The sequence below is a fragment of the Kitasatospora sp. NPDC053308 genome (assembly GCF_055585785.1).
In genome coordinates this window covers 573149-593656 of sequence record NZ_JBVJJY010000002.1, presented here as the reverse complement: position 1 = coordinate 593656, position 20508 = coordinate 573149, and the positions used below count along the sequence as shown (strand labels likewise).

Annotated in this window: 19 protein-coding genes; 8 read left to right on the top strand and 11 right to left on the bottom strand. The window is 75.8% G+C overall.

The features are described 5' to 3' along the window. Positions 1–13: 13 nt before the first annotated feature. The 3 genes from asnB to ACZ6Y7_RS07935 form a co-directional block, all read right to left on the bottom strand. Complete coding sequence (gene asnB, locus ACZ6Y7_RS07945) at positions 14–1849, bottom strand: asparagine synthase (glutamine-hydrolyzing) (protein ID WP_465756969.1); 1836 nt, start codon at positions 1847–1849, stop codon at positions 14–16. A 1-nt stretch (position 1850) separates the two neighbouring features. Next, entirely contained in the window at positions 1851–2750 is a 900-nt protein-coding gene (locus tag ACZ6Y7_RS07940; protein WP_465756968.1) for a hypothetical protein, read from the bottom strand. 371 nt (positions 2751–3121) lie between these two features. Beyond that, positions 3122–4039, bottom strand: coding sequence for a LuxR C-terminal-related transcriptional regulator (locus tag ACZ6Y7_RS07935; RefSeq protein ID WP_465756967.1), 918 nt, complete (start codon positions 4037–4039; stop codon positions 3122–3124). Between the two features lie 709 nt (positions 4040–4748). Between ACZ6Y7_RS07935 and ACZ6Y7_RS07930 the strand changes: the two genes are divergently transcribed. The 7 genes from ACZ6Y7_RS07930 (at position 4749) to ACZ6Y7_RS07900 (ending at position 12268) form a co-directional block, all read left to right on the top strand. Further along, positions 4749–5693 (top strand): ABC transporter permease, encoded by a 945-nt coding sequence (locus tag ACZ6Y7_RS07930; RefSeq protein ID WP_465756966.1) that lies wholly within the window; start codon positions 4749–4751, stop codon positions 5691–5693. Position 5694: 1 nt separating this feature from the next. Then, positions 5695–6750, top strand: coding sequence for an ABC transporter permease (locus ACZ6Y7_RS07925; protein ID WP_465756965.1), 1056 nt, complete (start codon positions 5695–5697; stop codon positions 6748–6750). Next, positions 6747–7529: an ABC transporter ATP-binding protein gene (locus ACZ6Y7_RS07920; RefSeq protein WP_465756964.1), complete on the top strand. Its 783-nt coding sequence runs from the start codon at positions 6747–6749 to the stop codon at positions 7527–7529. Before ACZ6Y7_RS07925 ends, ACZ6Y7_RS07920 begins: the two co-directional genes overlap by 4 nt. Further along, positions 7526–8407: an ABC transporter ATP-binding protein gene (locus tag ACZ6Y7_RS07915; protein WP_465756963.1), complete on the top strand. Its 882-nt coding sequence runs from the start codon at positions 7526–7528 to the stop codon at positions 8405–8407. The genes ACZ6Y7_RS07920 and ACZ6Y7_RS07915 overlap by 4 nt, the downstream gene beginning before the upstream one ends. Beyond that, a complete protein-coding gene (locus ACZ6Y7_RS07910) occupies positions 8404–10020 on the top strand; it encodes an ABC transporter substrate-binding protein (RefSeq protein ID WP_465756962.1) in 1617 nt (538 codons plus the stop codon). The genes ACZ6Y7_RS07915 and ACZ6Y7_RS07910 overlap by 4 nt, the downstream gene beginning before the upstream one ends. Before the next feature lie 44 nt (positions 10021–10064). After that, on the top strand, positions 10065–11090 hold the full coding sequence (locus tag ACZ6Y7_RS07905; protein ID WP_465756961.1) for an LLM class F420-dependent oxidoreductase: 1026 nt from the start codon (positions 10065–10067) through the stop codon (positions 11088–11090). An 83-nt stretch (positions 11091–11173) separates the two neighbouring features. Beyond that, on the top strand, positions 11174–12268 hold the full coding sequence (locus ACZ6Y7_RS07900) for an LLM class flavin-dependent oxidoreductase (protein WP_465756960.1): 1095 nt from the start codon (positions 11174–11176) through the stop codon (positions 12266–12268). Positions 12269–12292: 24 nt separating this feature from the next. Here ACZ6Y7_RS07900 and ACZ6Y7_RS07895 read toward each other — a convergent pair whose 3' ends face one another. Further along, positions 12293–12784: a signal peptide protein gene (locus tag ACZ6Y7_RS07895; protein WP_465756959.1), complete on the bottom strand. Its 492-nt coding sequence runs from the start codon at positions 12782–12784 to the stop codon at positions 12293–12295. 204 nt (positions 12785–12988) lie between these two features. Here ACZ6Y7_RS07895 and ACZ6Y7_RS07890 point away from each other — a divergent pair, with 204 nt between their 5' ends. Then, entirely contained in the window at positions 12989–13291 is a 303-nt protein-coding gene (locus ACZ6Y7_RS07890) for a hypothetical protein (protein ID WP_465756958.1), read from the top strand. A gap of 18 nt (positions 13292–13309) precedes the next feature. On the opposite strand, the gene ACZ6Y7_RS07885 is transcribed toward ACZ6Y7_RS07890, so the two are convergent. The 7 genes from ACZ6Y7_RS07885 to hypA form a co-directional block, all read right to left on the bottom strand. Further along, complete coding sequence (locus ACZ6Y7_RS07885; protein ID WP_465756957.1) at positions 13310–14038, bottom strand: hypothetical protein; 729 nt, start codon at positions 14036–14038, stop codon at positions 13310–13312. 213 nt (positions 14039–14251) lie between these two features. Further along, the gene (hypE, locus tag ACZ6Y7_RS07880) at positions 14252–15241 is read right to left on the bottom strand and encodes a hydrogenase expression/formation protein HypE (protein WP_465757015.1); all 990 of its coding nucleotides are present in this window, start codon (positions 15239–15241) and stop codon (positions 14252–14254) included. A gap of 100 nt (positions 15242–15341) precedes the next feature. Further along, complete coding sequence (gene hypD, locus ACZ6Y7_RS07875) at positions 15342–16466, bottom strand: hydrogenase formation protein HypD (RefSeq protein ID WP_465756956.1); 1125 nt, start codon at positions 16464–16466, stop codon at positions 15342–15344. After that, positions 16463–16786 (bottom strand): HypC/HybG/HupF family hydrogenase formation chaperone, encoded by a 324-nt coding sequence (locus ACZ6Y7_RS07870; RefSeq protein ID WP_465756955.1) that lies wholly within the window; start codon positions 16784–16786, stop codon positions 16463–16465. The genes hypD and ACZ6Y7_RS07870 overlap by 4 nt, the downstream gene beginning before the upstream one ends. A 6-nt stretch (positions 16787–16792) precedes the next feature. Then, positions 16793–19111, bottom strand: a complete 2319-nt coding sequence (gene hypF, locus ACZ6Y7_RS07865; RefSeq protein WP_465756954.1) for a carbamoyltransferase HypF — start codon at positions 19109–19111, stop codon at positions 16793–16795. Further along, a complete protein-coding gene (hypB, locus tag ACZ6Y7_RS07860; protein WP_465756953.1) occupies positions 19108–19902 on the bottom strand; it encodes a hydrogenase nickel incorporation protein HypB in 795 nt (264 codons plus the stop codon). Before hypB ends, hypF begins: the two co-directional genes overlap by 4 nt. A gap of 5 nt (positions 19903–19907) precedes the next feature. Continuing rightward, positions 19908–20288 (bottom strand): hydrogenase maturation nickel metallochaperone HypA, encoded by a 381-nt coding sequence (gene hypA / locus ACZ6Y7_RS07855; RefSeq protein ID WP_465756952.1) that lies wholly within the window; start codon positions 20286–20288, stop codon positions 19908–19910. Positions 20289–20508: the final 220 nt, after the last annotated feature.

The window sequence follows — 20508 nt, the reverse complement described above, 5'->3', positions numbered from 1 at the left end:
GGTGCGGCCCCGCTCATCGCAGCCCCACCCGGTAGGCGCGCAGCCACTCGTCGACCTGGACCAGGTGGTCGAGGCCGCCGACCGGGTTCGGCGCGGTGCGCGGACTGGGCAGCGGACGGCCCTCGGCGAGCAGCCGGCGGACCGTCCCGCGGTCGACCAGCTCGAACACCGGCGCGTTCGGGTCGGCCAGCAGCTCCCGCGCGCGGGCGGTGAGCACCTCGGTGTAGCGGACGGCGGGGGTGGAGGGGTAGCCGCTCTTGGGCCGGTCGGTGACCTGCGGTGGCAGCAGGTCCCGTACGGCGTCGCGGAGCAGGCCCTTGGACCGGCCGTCCGGCGCCTTGAGCGCCCAGGGGACGTTCCACAGGTACTCCACCAGGCGGTGGTCGCAGAACGGCACCCGGACCTCCAGGCCGACCGACATCGACACCCGGTCCACCCGGTCCAGCAGCGGGGGCAGCCAGCGGGTGAGCGCGAGGTGGAAGACCTCGCGGACGCGCGCGTCGCCGGCCGACTCGCCGCGCAGGCGCGGCACTTCGCCGAGCGAGCGCCGATAGGCGGCCGCGGTGTACTCCTCGGGGCGCACCTGGGCCCGGACGTCCGGGCGCAGCAGGTCCGCCGGGGTGGCCCTGCCGTGCAGCCAGGGGAAGGTCGGGGCGGCGAGCGCGTCGGCGTCGTGGAAGTACGGGTAGCCGCCGAAGATCTCGTCCGCGGCCTCGCCGGAGAGGGCGACGGTGGAGCGCCGTCGCACCTCGCGGAAGAGCAGGTGCAGCGAGGCGTCCATCTCGCCCCAGCCGGGGCGGTCGCGGGCTCGCAGGACGGCGTCGCGGGCGTCCAGCAGGTCGTCGTCGGGGACCAGCACGGTGGTGTGCAGGGTGCCGATGTGCTCGGCGGCGGCCTCCACGTAGGGGGCGTCGCGCGTGGTCCGCCAGGCGTCGGGGGTGCGGTCGGCGCTGCCGGGGAAGTCGACCGAGAAGCTGGTGATCTTGCCGTGCCCGGCCCGTTCGCGGGCGGCGGCCGCCAGCGCGGTGACGGCGCTGGAGTCGACGCCGCCCGAGAGCAGGGTGCACAGCGGCACGTCGCTGATCAGCTGCCGCTCGACGGCGTCGGCGAGCAGCTCGCGCACGGTGCGCCGGGTGGTCGCGGCGTCGTCCCGGTGCTCGGCGGACTCCAGCCGCCAGTACCGGACTTCACGCGTGACGGAGCGCCTCACCACCACCAGGTGGCCCGGCCGGACCTCGTGCAGACCGCGGAAGATCCCGTGGCCGGCGCTCGGCGCGGCGGGCAGCGCGAACAGCTCGGCGATGCCCTCGGCGTCCAGTTCGGCGCGGAACAGCGGGTTGGCGAGGACGGCCTTCGGCTCGGAGCCGAACAGCACGCCGCTGCGGTGGGCGTGCCAGTGGAGCGGCTTGATGCCGAGGTGGTCGCGGACCAGCAGCAGCTCCTCCCGCCGGGCGTCCCACAGGGCGTAGGCGAAGATGCCGTTGAACCTGGTCGGCGCCTCCCGGCCCCACTGGAGGTGGGCGCGCAGGACGACCTCGGTGTCCGAGCGGGTCCGGAAGGCGTGCCCGAGCGCCTCCAGTTCGGTGCGCAGCTCGCGGTGGTTGTACAGCTCGCCGTTGTAGCTGAGCACGGCCGCCGGGTCCGGGCCGGGCCGGTCGGCGAGCGGCTGGGCGCCGCCGTCCGGGTCGATCACGGACAGCCGGCGGTGGCCGAGGGCGGCGTGCCGGGACAGCCAGAGGCCGTCGGCGTCCGGGCCGCGGCACGCCAGGGTGGCGGTCATCTCCCGGACGGCCCGGGCCTGCTGGAGCAGGTCGGCGTCCCAGTCGATCCAGCCGGTGATTCCGCACATCTCAGGACTCCCCGGGTTCGTCGGTGGCGGCGGGCAGGACGGGCGAGGCGGTGCCGGCCGGCGAAGCGACACCGGTCGGCGAATCGGCACCGGCCGGTGCGGGCGAAGCTCCACCGGCCGGCGAGGCGGGCGCGGTGGTCCCGCTCCCCGCCGTGCACTCCCAGCGGCAGCCGTGGCCGGTCGGGCCGTGGGTCAGCCGGTGCGCGGGCCGGTAGCCCTTGGCGCGGATGTTGGCGGACAGCGCCTCGGTGCAGTAGGTGCAGGGCGAGGCGAGGGTCAGCCGGACGCCCGAGCGCCGGGCCTTCTCGCGGTAGTCCCAGATCGCGCAGTGCGTGATGGTGAGCGCCGCGTGCTCCGGGCCGGGCGGCGCGTCGTCGTCGAACTCGTAGTCGGAGCCGTACAGTTCGGCCTGCCGGGCGATCCGGTGGATGGGATCGGCGGCGCCCCGGCCGTGGTCGGGCTCGACCTCGCGGTGCACCTCGGCGTTGGACCGGGCCCAGTGGCCGAGGACCTCCTCGCCGTAGCGCAGGACGAGGAAGCGCTCCATCAGCGCCTGGTCGCGGAAGAACACCCGCTGCCACTCGACGGCCGGGGCGTCCGGTGCCGGCAGGTCGGCGAACAGCTCCGACTGCAGGACGAACCAGTCGGTGAGGTGCAGTTCGTCCCCGCGGGACACCAGGTACCGGGTCAGCCCGGCCTCGGCCTCGTGCAGCCGCTGGCGCCAGAGCGCGGACCGCTCGGCGTCCCCCATCGCGCGGTACGGGGACCGCGGCTGCTCCGCGCCGGGGCGCGGGCTCGTGGCGGCGGCCAGCACCGCAGTACGCGGGCCGACGTCCCGACCCACCGCAGCGGCGGGGCCGGGGCCGGTCGGAGCGCCGCCCCCTTCGGACACACCCCCCATCGGGCCATCTCCCTTCGGCTGAACGGCCTTTCGGGCCGTCGCGTCGTCGTGTCGTCGTCGTTCCCGCCACGCTACGAAGCGGTCCACCGGCGCCGGTAGCCCCGAACGGCGCCGGTCAGGGCGCCGTTCGTCGCCGGGCGGATGCTCCGAAGGTCGCCCCCCCTCCCGGGGCCCCCCGGACACCCGACAGCCGGACACCCCGACGGCCGGACACGACCGGGGCGGCCCACGACCGGGGGCGGACACCACCAAGCCCGGGCACCACCGAGTCCGGGCACCACCGAGTCCGGACACGCCGGAGGGCAGGCCCCGCGAACGAGCGGGACCCGCCCTCCGGCGGTCGGTGGTGCGAGAGGAAGACGGCGACGGGCCTACCCGGCGAGCCCGTGCCGGTGCGCGTAGAGCGCGGCGCGCAGTCGGTCCGGCTGCCCGATCTTGCGCATCGCCTGGGTCAGGTGCTTCTTCACCGTCGCCTCGGCCAGGGCGAGTTCGCGCCCGATCTCGGCGTTGCTCAGCCCTTGCCCGAGCTTGACCAGCACCTCCCGCTCGCGCTCGGTCAGCCCGGCCTGCTGGGGCTGCGGTTCGCCGAGGTGGCGGGCGGGCGCCGCCGCGTGGATCCGGGCCGGCGGCGGGGCCGGCAGGAACACCGACCCTCCGGCCGCCGCGAGTTGGACCGCGCCGATGATCCGGTCCCCGGCCAGGTCGAGCGGGAAGCACCCGCTGGCCCCGGCCAGCAGCATCCGGCTCGCCTCGGCGGTCGACTCGGCCCGGCGCAGCAGCAGGACCCGGGCGTCGGGTGCCCCGTCCGACCCGCGCAGCGCCACCACCGTGGCGAGGTCCTCCTCCAGGCTCGCGCCGCGCCCGAGCAGCACGACGTCGGGGACGGTCCGGTGCACGGCCGCGACGGCGCGCAGCGGGTCGCCGGTGGAGCCGACCACGGTCAGTCCGGGCGCGGTGGCCAGGACGCTGCGCAGTCCGGCGCTGGTCACCGAGTTCCGCTCGACCAGGAACACCCGGGCGAGCGCGCTGCGCTCGCGCTCCCGGTCCACGCACATCGGGTGGCCGCACCCGCATGCCGCGACGGTGGGGCTCGCGTCGGGCGCGGCCGGTTCGGCCAGCAGCTGGTGACCGGCGATCAGGTCGAGCGGGTTGTCGATCTCGGCCTGCAGCCGGGCCGGGCCGGCGGCCGGGGTGTCCCCCGGGCCGGGGCCACCGCAGCCGGAGCGGCGCGCGGTGTGGCGGCGGCCGCGCGGGCCCGCCGGGGCGGCGAAGGCGCTCACCGCTGCCATCGCGCACCTCCGGCGGCGGAGGCGGGGCGTCTGTCGTTGGGCATGGCTTTCGGTCCCCCTAGCTGGTGGCTGGTCGTCCCGGTGGTCGCGGCCCGCGCCGGCCACCGGGCCCCCCGCCGACGCGCAGCGGCGTCGGGTGCGAACGGGCAGCTCGCGAACGGGTGGGTCGCAGGCGGGAGTCGGCCGCGTACGGGTGCGGATCCGGGTGGTGGGGTGGGGGCGCCGACCGCGGCGGGTGTGGACCGGGGCGGTCAGCGCGCTGCGCGCGGTCGACACAGCTCGTCGAAGCACCTGCGGTGCCACGAGCCGCCGATCCCGACCAGGGTGAAGTCGGTCCGCCGAATAGCCATGCCGGAAACCCTAGGTCCGGTTCCTTGTGCAGGTCAAGGACGGGACCGGGCTTCGGCGGCCCGGGCAGCGGCACTCCGGCGGCCAGGGATGCTGTGAGTGGGAGTAACAGCATCAGGAGCTGACTGGCTGTCCGGGACGGACGTCCGCAACGCTCCTCCCAACGACGCCGGCCGTCCCGCCGCCGCCCTGACTCCTGCGGGGGCGGCCCCTTCAGCCGTGCCCCACCTGCCGTCGATGCCTGCCGGTCTGACGGTCCGTCCTCTCACGCACCCTCCTGAAGGAGCAGCAGCGCCATGCCCGCCCCGCCCCACCGGCCCGACGCCGGCCCGTCCGGTGCCCCGCCCCGGAGGACCGACGGGTGACCGGGTTCCTGCTGCGCCGGCTCCTGCTGGCCGTCCCCACGCTGCTGGGCGTCACCGTCGTCGTCTTCGCGACCGTCGCGCTCGTCCCCGGGGACCCGGTCACCGCCTTCCTCGGTCCGGGCGCACCGCCCGAGGCCCGTCGGGAGCTCGCCGAACGGCTCGGCCTGGACCAGCCCCTGCCCGTCCGCTACGCCGACTGGCTCGGCCACGCGCTCACCGGCGACCTCGGCACCTCCGTCTCCGGACAGCGTCCGGTCGCCGACCTGCTGCTCCCCGCGCTCGGCCAGACCCTCGCCCTCACCGCGGCCGCCTTCGCCCTGGTGCTGGCCGGCGGGGTGGCGCTGGGCGCCCTGGGGGCGCTGCGCCCGCGCGGCCCCGGCGGCCGGATCTCCGGCGCGCTGTCCACGCTCGCGGTGTCCGCCCCGCAGTACTCGGTGGCCCTGCTGCTGATCGCCGTCTTCGCGGTCGGCCTGCGCTGGCTCCCGGCCGGCGGCACGCACGACCCGTTCGGCTCCGGCGGCCCGGTCGACCTGCTCCGCCACCTGGTCCTCCCGGCGGTCGCCGCCGCGCTGGTACCGCTCGGGCTCACCGCGCGGGTGTTCCGGGCGGCGCTGGGCACCGTGCTGGCCGGTGAGCTGGCCGACTCGCTGCGCGCCCGCGGCCTGCGCCCGGCCGCCGTGCTGCGGCACTGCGCGCACAACGCCTCGCCCGCGCTGCTGACCATCGGCGGCCTGCAACTCGCCTACCTGCTGGAGGGGGTGGTCTTCGTGGAGACCCTGTTCGCCTGGCCCGGCATCGGCCGGCTGCTGTACGACGCGCTCACCGCCCGCGACCTGCCGCTGGTGCAGGGCGGGGTGCTGGTGGTGGCGGTCGCGTTCGTCGGCGTCAACCTCCTGGTCGACGCGGCGCACGCGGCGATCGACCCGAGGGTGAGGCTCTGACATGGCCGCCCACCCGCCCGCCGGACCCGCCGGACCGCGCCCCGGCCTCCCCGCCGTCCCGCGCACCGCCCCGCTCCCCGCTCCGCCCGCCGAACCGCGCCCCGGCCGCCCCGCCCGACGGACCCCCGGCCTGCCCCTCGGCCGCCCCGTCCGACGGACCCTCGGCCTGCTCGTCCCCGCCGCCCTCGCCGTGCTGCTCGTCCTGCTCGCCCTCGCCGCGCCGCTGGTCGCCCCGTACGACCCGGCCGCCGGCACGCTCACCGACCGGCTGCTCGACCCCGGCAGCCCCGGCCACCCGCTCGGCACCGACGGGCAGGGCCGCGACCTGCTGAGCCGGCTGATCTGGGCCGGGCGCGCCTCGCTCACCGGAGGCCTCGTCCCGGTCGGCGTCGCCACCGTCGCCGGGGCGCTGCTCGGCGTCGCGGCCGGACTCGGCGGCCGGTTCACCGAACAGGCCCTGCTGCGCACCCTGGACGTCCTCTACGCCTTCCCCGGCGTGCTGCTGGCGATCGCGATCGCCTCCCTGCTCACCCCCGGCCTGGGCGCGACCGTGCTCGCGCTGTCCGTCGTGCTCACGCCCGCGGTCGCCCGGGTCGCGTCCACCGAGACCCGGCGGATCCGCTCCGCCGAGTACCTGGAGGCCGCGCGGGTCAGCGGCGCCGGCTGGGGCGCCCTGGTGCTCCGCCAGGTCGCCCCCGTGGTGGCGCCGGTGGTACTGGTGTACGCCTCCTCGCTGGTCGGGCTCGCCGTCGTGTACGCCGCCGGGCTGTCCTTCCTCGGGCTCGGCGTCGCCCCGCCCACCGCCGAGTGGGGCGCGATGCTGGACGAGCTCCGGCCCGCGCTGCTCACCCACCCCTGGGTGGCGGTGCTGCCGGGGCTGGTCATCCTGGCCGTCTCGGTCGTGTTCAACACCCTCGGCGAGGCGCTGCGCACCCGCATCGGGGACACCGCAGCCCACCTGCCGCGGTCCACCGCGGCCGCACGACGGTCGTTGCCGGCCGCGCCGACGCCCACGGCGGCCGCGCCGCGCACAGCCGCGGAGCAGGTGGGCCGATGAGCGCGCTGCTGGAGATCGACGGCCTGTCCGTCGAGTACCCCGGAGGCGTCCGGGCCGTCGACGGCGTCTCCCTCACCTTGCGGCCCGGCGGCGCCCTGGTGCTGCTCGGCGAGTCCGGCAGCGGCAAGACCACCGTCGCCCGGACGGTGCTCGGCCTGCCCGGCCGCGGAGCCGCCGTCACCGGAGGCATCCGGTTGGCCGGGACGGACCTGCTGGCGCTGGACGAGCGGGCGCTCTCGGACGTCCGCGGACGGCGCATCGGCTACGTGCCGCAGGACCCGAGCGCCTCGCTGGACCCCCTGCGCCGGATCGGCCCGCAGCTCGCGGAGGTGCTGCGCCGGCACCGGGTCGCCGGCGGCCGCCGGGCGGCCCGCGCCGCCGTGCCGGGTCTGCTCGCCACCGCCGGCGTCCCGGATCCGGAGCGGGTCGCCCGGGCGTACCCGCACGAACTCTCCGGCGGCCTGCGCCAGCGCGCCGCGATCGCCCTCGCGATCTGCTGCGGCCCGGAACTGCTGATCGCCGACGAGCCGACCACCGCGCTGGACGCCCTGGTCCGCGGCCGGATCCTGGACCTGTTCACCGCCCTGCGCGCCGACTGCGGCATCGCGCTGCTGCTGGTCACCCACGACCTCGCGGTGGCCCGCAGGATCGGCGGCACGGTGGCCGTGATGCGGGCCGGCCGGGTCGTCGAACGGGGACCGGCCGACCGGGTGCTGGGCGATCCCGACCACGCCTTCACCGCCGCCCTGGTGGCCGCCGAACCGGGAGCCCGCCGATGACCGCGCCGCCGAACCCGCCACTGGACCCGCCTCTGGACCGGCCGACGAGCCCCCGGCAGGACACCCCGACGCCGCTGCTCACCCTGGACGCCGTCGGCAAGCGCTACGGCGACCGCACCGCCCTGGACGGCGTCAGCCTCACCCTCGCCCCCGGCGAGACCGTCGGCCTGGTCGGCGAGTCCGGCTCCGGCAAGTCCACCCTGGCCCGCCTCGCCCTCGGCCTGCTCGCCCCCGACGCCGGCAGCGTCCGCTTCGCCGGCCGGGACCCGTACCGGCTGCGCGGGCGGGCCGACCGCGCCCTGCGGGGCCGGCTGCAGTTCGTCCCGCAGCACCCGCGCGGCTCGCTCAACCCGAGCCTGCGGGCCGGCGAGGCGGTCGCCTTCGCCCTCCGCCTGCACGGCACCCCGCGCGCCGAGCGCCCCGAGGCCGTGGCCCGGCTGTTCGCGCAGGTCGGCCTGGAGCCCGCGCTGGCCGCCCGCTACCCGCGCGAGCTGTCCGGCGGGCAGCTGCAACGGGTGGCCGTCGCCCGGGCCCTGGCCCCCGGGCCCGAGCTGCTGGTCTGCGACGAACCGACCTCCGCCCTGGACCGCGGCGTGCAGGCCCGGCTGCTCGACCTGCTCACCGAGCTGCGCGAACGCACCGGCCTGGCCTACCTGTTCATCTCCCACGACCTCGCCGTGGTCCGCCGGCTCGCCCAGCGGGTGCTGGTGCTGCGGCACGGCCGGGTGGTCGAGGAGGGCCCGGCCGACCGCCTCTGGGACTCCCCCGAGCACCCGTACACCCGCGCCCTGCTGGAGGCCGCCACCGGCACCCTCCCGGCCCCGGGCCGACGCCCCACCGAACTCCCGCACCACCGAACCGACGAGGAATCACCATGACCCGCACCGTCCGTACCCGCTCCAGAGCCGTCGCCCTGCCGGCCGCCGTCGCCCTGCTCACCGCGGCCACCGGCTGCGCCGGATCCGACGGCGGCACCAGCGCGGCGGGCGGCGGCGCGGGCCGCGGCGGGACCTTGGTCATCGGCGCCACCGGCAAGCTGCCCAACACCGACACCGTGATCGGCGGTGCGGGCTTCGAGGGCAAGCGGCTGGTCTCCTTCCAGCTCTACGAGGGCCTCACCCGTTACGAGTTGCTTCAGGGCACCGACAAGCCGCCGGCCGTCACCGGCGCCCTCGCCACCGACTGGCAGGTCGCGGCCGACCGCAAGACCTGGACCTTCACCCTGCGCAAGGGCGTGAAGTTCCAGGACGGCACCCCCTTCGACGCCGACGCCGTGGTCTTCAACCTGGCGCGCTACCTCGACAAGGGCAGCCCCGAGTACACCGACGCCCTCGGCGCCGCCGCCGCGGAGTACGCGGGCGACATCGCCTCCTACCGCAAGACCGACGCGGACCACGTCGAACTGGTCACCAAGGAGCCCAACGGCCACTTCCCGGAGGACCTCGCCCACGTCCTGATCGCCAGCCCCACCGCCGTCCGAAAGTCCGGTACCGCGAACTTCGCCCAACACCCGGTCGGCACCGGCCCGTTCGCCTTCGTCTCGCAGACCGAGGGCCAGCAGATCGAGCTCGCGGCCAACAAGGACTACTGGCGCGGCGCCCCCAAGCTCGACCGGCTCGTGATCAAGGCCCTGCCGGACGCCGCCGCCCGTACCGCGGCCCTGCGCTCCGGCGGCGCCAACTGGATCGAGTATCCCAACCCGGACGACATCGACAGCCTCAAGGCCGACGGCGTCACCGTCGCCACCAACAGCTACGACCACCTCTGGTACTGGATCCTGGACACCTCCAAGGCCCCTTGGGACAACCCTCTGGTGCGCCGGGCCGCCAACTACGCGATCGACCGCAAGGCCATCGCCGACACCCTGCTGCACGGCACCGCCGACCCCGCCTACCAGGCCGCGCCGCGCGCCACCGCCGCCTACGACCCGGCGGGTGACGCCTATTCCCACGACCCGGCCAAGGCCCGGCAGTTGCTCGCCGAGGCCGGCCTCCCGAACGGCTTCTCGACCTCCGTCACGGTGCCCACCGGCGGCAGCGGCAACCTGCTGCCGGTGCCGATCGCCGAGGCCCTCCAGCGCGACCTCGCCGCCGTCGGCATCAAGGTCGAGCTGCGCACCACCGACTGGACCACCCTGATCGGCGCCGAGGCCAAGGGTCAGGTCGCGCTCGGCTCCGACGCCGTCGCCCAGTCCACCACGCTGTTCCAGTCCGAGGCGCTGCTGCCGCTGTTCATCGGCTCCAAGAGTCCGTTCTGGACCGGCCACTACGCGAACCCGCAGGTCGACGAGCTGATCACGGCCTCGGCCGCCGAGCCCGACCAGGGCGCCCGCCAGGCCGGGTACCGCAAGGCCCTCGCCCTCGTCACCCAGGACGCGCCCTGGCTGTTCGTCGTCAACGACCGCAATCCGCGGGCCCTTTCGCCCAAGGTCCACGGGCTCGTCCAGCCGCAGTCCTGGTTCCTCGACCTGACCACCGTCTGGGTCGGCTGACCGGCCCCCGGCACGACCGACACGACAGAACGGACACCCGCCCGATGACCACCCCGCACCCGCCGCACCACCGCCCCGAGACCGAGCCGCCCAAGTGGGGCATCACCCTGCCGCTGCCCGGCCTGACCATCGACCGGCACCGCTTCCTGGTCGAGCGGCTGCCCGACCTCGGCTACACCGACGTCTGGAGCGCCGAGGGCGGCGGCACCGACGCCTTCACCCCGCTGGCCGCCACCGCGGCCTGGTCCCCGTCGCTGCGGATCGCCACCGGGATCGTGCCGGTGCACACCCGCGGCCCCGCGGTGCTCGCCCAGACCGCCGCGACCCTCGCCCAACTCGCTCCCGGGCGCGTGCTGCTGGGCATCGGCGCCTCCGTCCCCGCGCACGTCACCGACATCAACGGCATCCCCTTCGACGAGCCGTTCAAGCGGACCAGGGACGTCCTGCGCTTCGTCACCCGCGCCCTGCGCGGCGAGTACGTCACCGGCGGCTTCGACACCTTCGACATCACCGGCTACCGGCTGCCGCACCCGCCGGCCGACCCGGTCAAGGTGATCCTGGGCGCGCTGCGGCCCAACATGCTCCGGCTCGGCTTCACCGAGGGGGACGGCGCCATCACCAACCTGCTGTTCCCGCACGACGTGCCCAAGATCCTGGAGACCGTGGGCCCGCAGCCGCCCGGTAAGGAGCTGGTGGTCAAGGTCTTCGTCTGCCCGACCGAGGACACCGACTACGCCCACCGCGCCACCCGGCCCTTCCTGGCCTGGATCCTCAACCGCGAGCCGTACCGGAAGTTCCACGAGTGGCTGGGCCACGGCGAGTTGCTCGCCGAGACGCACCGCCGCTGGGCCGAGGGCGATCCCGAGGGCGCCCAGAAGGCCCTGCCGGACGAGGTGGTGGACGGACTGTTCGTCAGCGGCTCCCCCGAGGAGTGCCGCGAGCGCATCCTCGCCTACCACCGCCCCGGCGTCACCACCATCCAGCTGTACGTGTCGCTGCCGCCCGAGGTGTTCGTCAGCCGGGCCAGGCTGCTCGACACCCTGGCCCGCCTCGGCCCGGCCGCCCGCTGACCCGCCAGGACCCGCCAGGACCCACCTGACCAGCGCGTCCGACCCGACCGCCAGCCGCCCGACCGACACCCCGAGGAGTTCCCGTGCCCCTGGAGATCCGCGGCGGGGTCCGCGCCGCCCCCGTCCCCGGCGACACCCCGCAGGAGCGGCAGGCCCTGCGCTGGGCCCCCGACGGCCGCGACCGCACCGCCGACCCCGCGCACGTCGCGCGCACCGCCCGCGAGAACGAGGAGGACGGGCTGGACAGCGCCCTGGTGGTGCAGTCCAGCTCCTGGCCCGACCCCTGGCTGATCGCCTCCTGGGCGCTGGCCGCCACCAACCGGCTGCGCGTCGCCGTGGCCCACCGGATCGGCACCACCGCCCCGACCGTGGCCGCCCGCACCCTGGCCACCCTGGACCGCCTCTCCGGCGGACGGGCCGCGGCGCACATGATCATCGGCTCCAGCGACCGCGACACCGCCCGCGACGGCGACCTCCTCGACAAGGCCGAGCGCTACCGCCGGGCCGAGGAGTACCTCGACCTGTTCACCCACTACCTGACGGCCGATCAGGACATCGACCACAAGGGGGAGTTCTACACCGTCACCGACGCCCGCCCGGGCCTGCACCCGAGACCGGGCGGCGAACTGATCTCCTTCGGCGGCTCCTCGCCCCAGGGCCTCGACCTCGCGGCCCGCTACGCCGAGGTGTACGCCGTCAGCCCGCTGCCGCTGCCCGACACCCGGCGGCGGATCGCCCAGGCCCGCGCCGCGGCCGCCGCCCACGGCCGGACCCTGCGGATCTGGCGCCACCTCACCGTCGTCCTCGCCGACACCGACGAGGAGGCCCGCGACCGGGTCCGCCGGCTGCGCCGCGACGCCCTGCGCCTCACCTCCGCGGGCGCGACCGGCCGCTGGCGCGAGGCGGTCCAGCTCGACCGCGACCGCGAGCGCGGCCAGTCCGACCCGGCCCACGGTGACGAGCAGGTCGCCGCCTACATCCGCCGCTCCCTGACCGCCGCCTACACCGGCTCCCCCGCCACCGTCGCCGCCCGCATCGGACTCCTCCGCTCCGCGGGCGTGGACATCGTCCAGCTCGACCTCCCCGTCGAGACCGACCACGACCGCGACCTGCGCCGCACCCTCGTCCGCCACCTCCGCACCGGCCACGGCACCCCCGCCGACCGCCGCCCCTGGTGACCCACCGGGGGCCGCCCTCCACCCTCACCCGAACACCGCGACCCGCGGCACCACCGTCCCCGGCGACGCCTTGACCACCGTCAGCCGGTAGTACTGCGTGAGCGTGTGGTGGCTGTGCAGCACGAGCTTCGCCGACGTCAGGCTGCTGTACAGCGTCCCGGTCTGGCTCGCCAGCGGCACGGTCCTCCAGTGGCCGCCGGTGAGCGCCTCCAGCTTGACGTCCCCCGGCGCGAGGAACGGCCCGGCGTCCGGCGACTCGATCAGGATCTGCGGGGCGATGGTCTGGTCCGCCCCCGTCCCGTTGCGGTAGGTGACGACGATCCGGTGCGCCGCGTGGTCGGCGGGCAGCGGGCGGCCGGGCAGCTCGACGAAGGAGGTCGGCGCGGTGGCGGCCGCCGCCTCCGGGGCGGAGGCCACGGCGGCGACCGCCGGCGCCGGCACGGTGAGCGCGGTGGCCGGCAGAGCGGCGAGGGCGGCGAGGGCGAGGGCCCGGCCGAGGAGCTTCCAGGTCGGCATGGCGGCCTCCTTCGATCGTTCTCGGCTCCCCGGCGGCGTCCGCCGGCGGCCGGAGCGTACCCGTCCACCCTGCACTCCCGCGGCCCGGCCCGCATCCGCGCCGCACCCCGGCGGCCGAGGTGGCACCCCCTGGGCGTCGGCGGGACCCTGGAGGGAGCAGTCGGCCGCCGGCGGACGCCGCCGGGGAGCGAGGAGGTCGGACCCGTGAGGTTCATCCAGATCATCGAGTACCGGACGAGTCGCATCGACGAGTTCAACGCCCTGCTCGAACGCTGGGTCGAGAAGAACGCGGGGCACAGTCTGGTGTCGCGGGCCCTGCAGACCCGCGACCGGGACAGCGAGAACGTCTATCTGAACATCGTCGAGTTCCCCTCCTACGAGGAGGCGATGCAGAACTCCGAACGCCCGGAGACCGCGGAGTTCGCCTCCCAGGTGGCCGGACTGTGCGACGGCCAGCCGACCTTCCGCAACCTGGACGTGCTGGACGAACGGACCTTCCAGGACTGAGTCGGGCTCCCGCCGGACTCACTGCCGCGGGACGCCCCCGACGAAGTCCTTGAGGGCGTCCATCCGGGTCCGCCGCCCAGGCGGGTAGCGGTGCAGCGCCCGCTCGGCGCGGCGCGAGCCGGGCCGGTAGCGCCAGCGGGCCCACGGGGAGTCGGGCCTGGCCAGCCGCAGGCAGGCGATCAGCGCGACCAGGGGCACCAGCAGCCCGATCACGCCGGTCGCCGTCTTGCCCTTGAGGATGGCCCCCACCGCGAACACCAGGTTGACCAGCAGCAGCACGGCGAAGGTCAGGTGGGCGGTGGGGCCGTGGCCGGCGTCGGAGAACGGGTTGAACCCGGCGACCAGCAGCAGGCCGACGGCCACGGCCAGGAAGGTCGCGTCCACGGACTTGCGGCCCTCGCGCGTCCAGTAGACGTCCTCCAGGTGCAGCCACAGCGCGTACTCGTCGAGGGTGAGCGCGGCCCCGGCGCCGAACAGCGCGGCGAGGATCTGCACCCCGGGGGTGTCCGGGCGGTAGGAGAACTCCATCGCGCCCGCCACCAGCATCGCGAGGATGCCGTACACCTGGTGGTGGACGTGGGTGCCGCCGACCTCGACGTTGCGGAAGGGCCCGCGCCCGGCCCGGATCAGCCGGGTGATCGTCCGGGTGCCGACGAAGGTGAGGACGAACGCGCCGACCATCCACAGGCCGATGCCGTGGTTGGGCAGGGTGACGACGACCTCGACGTCCTCGGCGGCGGAGCGCACGGTCGCGGCGCCCCGTCAGTGGTCGCGCGGCGCGCACGCGCCGCGCCGTCCGGACCGCGGCCTGCTGCTGTTCGGCACCACGCACCTCCGTACCGGCCCCTCCGCCCAGCGTATCCGGCCCCAGGAGAAGGGGCCCGCACGGCCGCGGGCCCCTTCGCGATCTCCCGGCCCGCGGGACCGGGCCTGCCGGGTGGAGCACCGGCCGAGCCGGGCTCAGCAGATCCGGGGCAGCTGCTCCCCCATCGGCAGGTCCACCACCCGGGTGCCGCCGAAGCCGGTCCGGGCCACGACCATGCCGGGGTGGTCCTCGACGCACTCGCCGATCACCACGGCCTCCGCCCCGAGCGGGTGGGCCCGCATCGCGGCGAGCACCGCGTCCGCCTCCCGGCGCGGCACGAAGGCCACCAGCTTGCCCTCGTTGGCGACGTACATCGGGTCGAGCCCCAGCAGGGCGCAGGCGTTGGCCACCGCGTCCGGGACGGGCACGTCCCGCTCGCTCAGCGTCACGCCGACCCCGGCCGCCGCCGCGATCTCGTTGAGCGCCGCCGCCAGCCCGCCCCGGGTGGGGTCGCGCAGCACGTGCAGCTCGGGGGTGACGGCCAGCATGGCCTCGACCAGGCCGCCGAGCGCGGCGCAGTCGCTGCGCACCTCGACCCCGAACTCCAGGCCCTCCCGGACGCTCATGATGGCGACGCCGTGCAGCCCGATCGGGCCGCTGACGATCACCACGTCGCCGGGGCGGGCCCGCTGCGGCCGGATGTCCACCCCGGCGGGCACCAGCCCGATGCCGGCGGTGTTCAGGTAGACGCCGTCGCCGCGCCCGGCCTCCACCACCTTGGTATCCCCGGTGACCACCTCGACCCCGGCGGTCCGGGCGGCGGCGCCGAGCGCCTTGGCCACCCGGTCGACCACGGCCATCTCCACGCCCTCCTCCAGGATGAACCCGCAGGACAGGTAGGCCGGCCGGGCCCCGCTCATCGCGAGGTCGTTGACGGTCCCGTTGACAGCGAGGTCGCCGATGCTGCCGCCGGGGAAGAACAGCGGCCGCACCACGTAGGAGTCGGTGGAGAAGGCGAGCCGGGCGCCGCCGAGTTCCAGGACGGCGGAGTCGCCGAGCCCGGCGAGCGCCGGTCCGCCGAAGGCCGGCGCGAAGAGGTTCTCCACGAGTTCGGCGGACATCGCTCCGCCGCCGCCGTGCCCCATCACCACCCGGGGGTGGTCGCGCAGCGGCAGGGGGCAGCTCCAGCCGGAGAAGTCCGGCGCGGGCGGGGCGTCGGGCGCCCCGGTCGTGAGGATCCCGGTGTCAGCCAACGGGGCTCACCTCCGCGGCGGTGACCGGCACGCTCAGTCGCCGGTAGAGGTAGTACGCCGCGCAGGCGCCCTCGCTGGAGACCATGGTCGCGCCGAGCGGGGTGCGCGGGGTGCAGACGGTGCCGAAGGCCTCGCACTGGTGGGGCTTCAGCAGTCCCTGCAGCACCTCTCCGCTGCGGCAGGCGGCGGGTTCGCGGGTGGTGATCCCGGCGACGTCGAAGCGGTGCTCGGCGTCGTGGTCCCGGTAGCGCGGCGAGAGTCGCCAGCCGCTCTGTGGGATGACGCCGATGCCCCGCCAGGCGCGGTCGGCGACCTCGAAGACGTCCTCCAGCATGGCCCGCGCCGCCGGGTTGCCCTCCGGCCGCACGGCCCGCGGGTAGGCGTTGTCCACGGTGTGCTCGCCGCGCTCCAACTGCCGTACGGTGCGCCGGATCCCCTCCAGGATGTCCAGCGGCTCGAAGCCGGTGACCACGATCGGCACCCGGTGGCGCTCGGCGAGTTCCGGGTACTCGTCGGTCCCCATCACGCTGCAGACGTGTCCGGCGGCGAGGAAGCCCTGGACCCGGCAGTCCGGCGAGGCCATGATCGCGTCGATCGCCGGAGGGACGCGGACGTGCGAGACCAGCATGCTGAAGTTCCGCAGGCCCTCCTTCCGGGCCAGGTGGACGGCCATCGCGTTGGGCGGCGCGGTGGTCTCGAAGCCGATGCCGAAGAACACCACCTCCCGGTCGGGGTTCTCCCGGGCGGTCCTCACCGCGTCGAGCGGCGAGTAGACCACCCGGACGTCGCCGCCCTCGCCGCGCACGCGGAACAGGTCGCGGTCGGTGCCGGGCACCCGCAGCATGTCCCCGAAGGAGCAGAAGATCACTCCGGGCCGGGCGGCGATGGCCAGCGCGCGGTCGATCACCTCCAGCGGGGTGACGCACACCGGGCACCCCGGTCCGTGGATCAACTCGACCTCATCCGGCAGGAGTTGGTCGATGGCGTGCCGGATGATGCTGTGCGTCTGGCCGCCGCAGACCTCCATCAGCGCCCACGGCCGGGTGACCGTCGCCCTGATGTCGGCCAGCAGGCCCTCCGCCAGCTCCGGGTTCCGGAACTCCTCCAGGTACTTCACCGTCCGGCCTCCTCAGCCCCGTGCTCCACCACCGCGTCCGCGCCGAGCGCTCCGGCCGCCCGGGCGGCCTCCCACGGGTCGCCGAACTCCTCCTGCAGCAGCCCGAGTTCCTCGAACAGCGCGAGGGTGCGCCGGGCCGACTCCTCGTCCAGCCGCTGCAGCGCGAAGCCGACGTGCACGATCGCGTAGTCGCCCACCGCCAGATCGGGCAGGTACTCCAGGCAGACGTCCTTGACCACTCCGCCGAAGTCCATCACCGCCATCCGGGTCCCGTCCCGCTCCTCGATCTCCGTCACCCTGCCGGGCACCGCCAGGCACATCCGATGTCACTCCTCCCGGGCGGCCGCCGAGCGGGCGGCCACCATCAGCTGGCCGAGCGCCAGCCCTCCGTCGTTGGGCGGCACCCGGCGGTGCCGCAGCACGGTGAAGCCGTCCTCCCCGAGGCCGCGCGCGCAGGCCGAGGAGAGCAGCGCGTTGGCGAAGACGCCGCCGCTGAGCGCCACCGTGGTCGTGCCGTGGCGCTCCCGGACGACCGCGCACACCCGCCGGACCAGCTCGGCCACCGCGGCGTGGAAGCGCGCGGCGACCAGCCCGGCGGGCGCACCCGCCGCCACGTCGGCCATCGCCGCGGCCAGCACCGGCCCGGGTGCGGCGATCCAGCCGTCCGCCGCCGCCGACAGCCCGAACCGGTACCCGTCCGCCGGGCCGAACTCGGCGGCCGCCGCCTCCAGTTCGATCGCCGCCTGGGCCTCGTACCCGGCCCGCTGGCAGATCCCGGCGAGCGAGGACACCGCGTCGAAGAGCCGGCCCATGCTGGAGGTCGGCACGCAGTTCAGCCCGAGCTCCAACTGCTTTTCGAGTAGCCGGAGTTCCTCGTCCGGGCAGGCCTCGACCGGAGGCAGTCCGGCGGTCCAGGGCAGTCCGGCGGCGCGCAGGTGCGCCAGCGCCGTCCGGTACGGCCGCTCGACGGCCGCGTCCCCGCCGGGCAACGGCACGTACCCGAGGTGGGCGAGGCGCCGGAACCCGTCGTAGTCGGCCAGCAGCACCTCACCGCCCCAGACCGCGCCGTCCTCGCCGTAGCCGGTCCCGTCGAAGGCCAGGCCGAGCACCGGCCGACTGCCGTCCAGGCCGTGCTCGGCCATCACGGCGGCGAGGTGCGCGTGGTGGTGCTGCACCCGGCGCACCGGCCGGCCGGCGGCGGTCCGCTCGGCGTGCCGGACCGAGCGGTAGCCCGGGTGCCGGTCGGCCACCAGCAGCTCAGGACGCACCCCGCTGACCATCCCGAGCTGGTCGACCGCGCGGTCGAAGGCGCGCAGCGTGGCCAGGTCGTCCATGTCCCCGATGTGGCCGGACAGCCAGGCGTAGCCGTCCCGGGCCAGCGCGAAGGCGTTCTTCAGGTCGCCCCCGACGGCCAGCACCGGGCGCACCGGCACGGGCAGCGGAAGCGGCAGCGGCGCGTACCCGCGCGAGCGGCGCAGCGGCAGCTGTTCGCCGTCCACCACCCGCACGACCGAGTCCTCGCACGGCACGTGGATCGGCCGGTCGTGGGTGAGCCAGCCGTCGACCAGCGGGGCGAGCCGTTCCCGCGCCTCCCGGTCGTCGGTGACGATCGGTTCGCCGGAGAGGTTGGCGCTGGTCATCACCAGCAGGTCCGGCCCCGGCGCGGCGAGCAGCAGGTGGTGCAGCGGGGTGTACGGAAGCATCACGCCGAGGTCGGGGCTGCGCGGCGCCACCGCGTCGAGCCCGGCGGCCGGCGCGCCGGTGCGGCGCAGCAGGACGATCGGCCGTACCGGCCCGGTGAGCAGTTCCCGTTCCACCGGGCCGAGCGGCAGCAGGCCCTCCACCGTGGCGAGGTCGCGGGCCATCAGCGCGAAGGGCTTGTCCCCGCGCCGCTTGCGCCGGCGCAGCAGGGCGACGGCCCCGGCGTTCCGCGCGTCGCAGGCCAGGTGGTAGCCGCCGATGCCCTTGACGGCGAGGACGGCACCGGCGGCGAGCAGTCGGCGCGCGCCGGTGAGCGCCGCGTCCCCGGCGCGGTCGGCGCGGCCGGGCACGGTCAGCGCGAGCCGGGGCCCGCAGGCGTGGCAGGCGACGGGCTGCGCGTGGAAGCGGCGGTCGGCCGGGTCGGCGTACTCCCGGGCGCAGTCCGGGCACATCGCGAAGCCGGCCATGGTGGTGTTGGCACGGTCGTACGGCAGGCCGGTGACGATGGTGTGCCGGGGGCCGCAGTTGGTGCAGCTGATGAAGGGGTGCCGGTGACGCCGGTCGGCCGGGTCGGTGAGTTCGGCGAGGCAGTCGGCGCAGACGGCGACGTCGGGCGGGATCAGGGTGGCCCGGGGCCCGTCGGTCCGGGAGGGGGTGATGGCGAAGCCGGTGGCCCCGGTGGCGGCGAGCGGCGCGTGTTCCACGGAGGCGACGTGCGCCAGCGGCGGCGCGTCGCTGGCGACGCGGCGGCAGAACGCCTCCACCGCCGCGCGGCTGCCCTCCACTTCGGCCAGGACGCCCTCGCCGGTGTTGGTGACGCTGCCGGCCAGGCCCAGTTCGCCGGCCAGGGTGAAGACGAAGGGCCGGAAGCCGACCCCCTGGACGAGCCCGCGTACGGCGACCCGCCGCCGCGCGCGGTCGAGCGCCGGATGACCGGCCGTCACGGGGCCTCCCCGACCGCCACGTGCCCGTGCCCGTGCCCACCCGCGTGCCCGTGCCCGTCCGGATGCCCGTGCCCGTGCCCACCCGCGTGCCCGTGCCCGTGCGGCACCGCGGTCATCACCGGCCGGTGCGGCTCCGCGCCGTCCAGCACGGCCGTGGCCCGGTCCAGCAGCGCGCCCATGCCGACCCCGGTACGGGCCGAGGTGTGCACCACCTCCACCCCGGGGTTGACCCGCCGGACGTTCGCCGTGAACGCCGCCTCGTCGAAATCGGCGGCCCCGGCGAGGTCCGTCTTGGTCACCAGCACCAGGTTGGCCAGCCCGAACGCGGTCGGGTACTTGAGCGGCTTGTCCTCGCCCTCGGTCACCGAGGCCAGCACCACACGCAGCGACTCCCCCAGGTCGTACGAGGCCGGGCAGACCAGGTTGCCGACGTTCTCCACGAACAGCAGCCGGCAGTCCTGCGGCAGCCAGCCGTCCAGGTGACCGGCGAGCATCCGCGCCTCCAGGTGGCAGAGCCCGTCGGTGAGCACCTGCTTGACCGGCGCGCCCGAACGGGCCAGCCGCAGCGCGTCGTTCTCGGTGGCGAGGTCGGCGGTGAGCGCGGCGACCGGTACCCCGCGCCGCCGGGCCAGCCCCAGCTCGGCCTCCAGCAGGGCGGTCTTGCCGCTGCCCGGGCTGGAGAGCAGGTTCACCGCGACCGTCCCGCGGGCGGCCAGCGCGGCCCGCAGCTCACGGGCGCTGTCGTCGTTGCGGGCGAGGACCGCCTGCCGGAGGTCGACCGTGCGGCACATCGGCATCAGCCTTTCTGTTCGACCGGGACGCCGGGGCGCTCGGCCCACTCGACGTCGAGGATCCGGAGCTCGCGCCCGGACAGCAGCTCGACTCCGCTGCCGCCGGCGCAGCTCGGGCAGCCGAGGTCCGGCGGCATCCCGACGGCCCACTCGGTGGCACAGGGCGCGCAGCGGGCCCGTGCCGGGACGGGCTCGGTGTGCAGCACCGCGCCCTCCACCAGCGTTCCGGCGCAGGCGAGTTCGAAGCAGAAGTCGAGGGCCTGCGGCACCACGCCCGCCAACTCGCCCACCTGCAGCCGGACCCGCACCACCCCGGGGGCCCCGTGGTCGCGCGCGGCCGCGTCCACCTGCTCGACGACGGCTGCGGCGATCGACATCTCGTGCATCGGTCCCTCTCGACGGCGGTCGGCAGCGAGCCCCACGACCGGACGGCCCCCGGTGTCCGGGGCGCGGCGCCCTGACGAGGTGCGCGCCACTCCAGCGCGCCCCATTACAAGGCGCGGGGGGGGGGGGAGGGGGGGGGGGGGGACCTTCCGCGCACGATTCCGCTCACGTTGCCCGGAGGGCGGTGTGCGACCTCCAGAAGCATCCAGCCCGTGCTCTCGT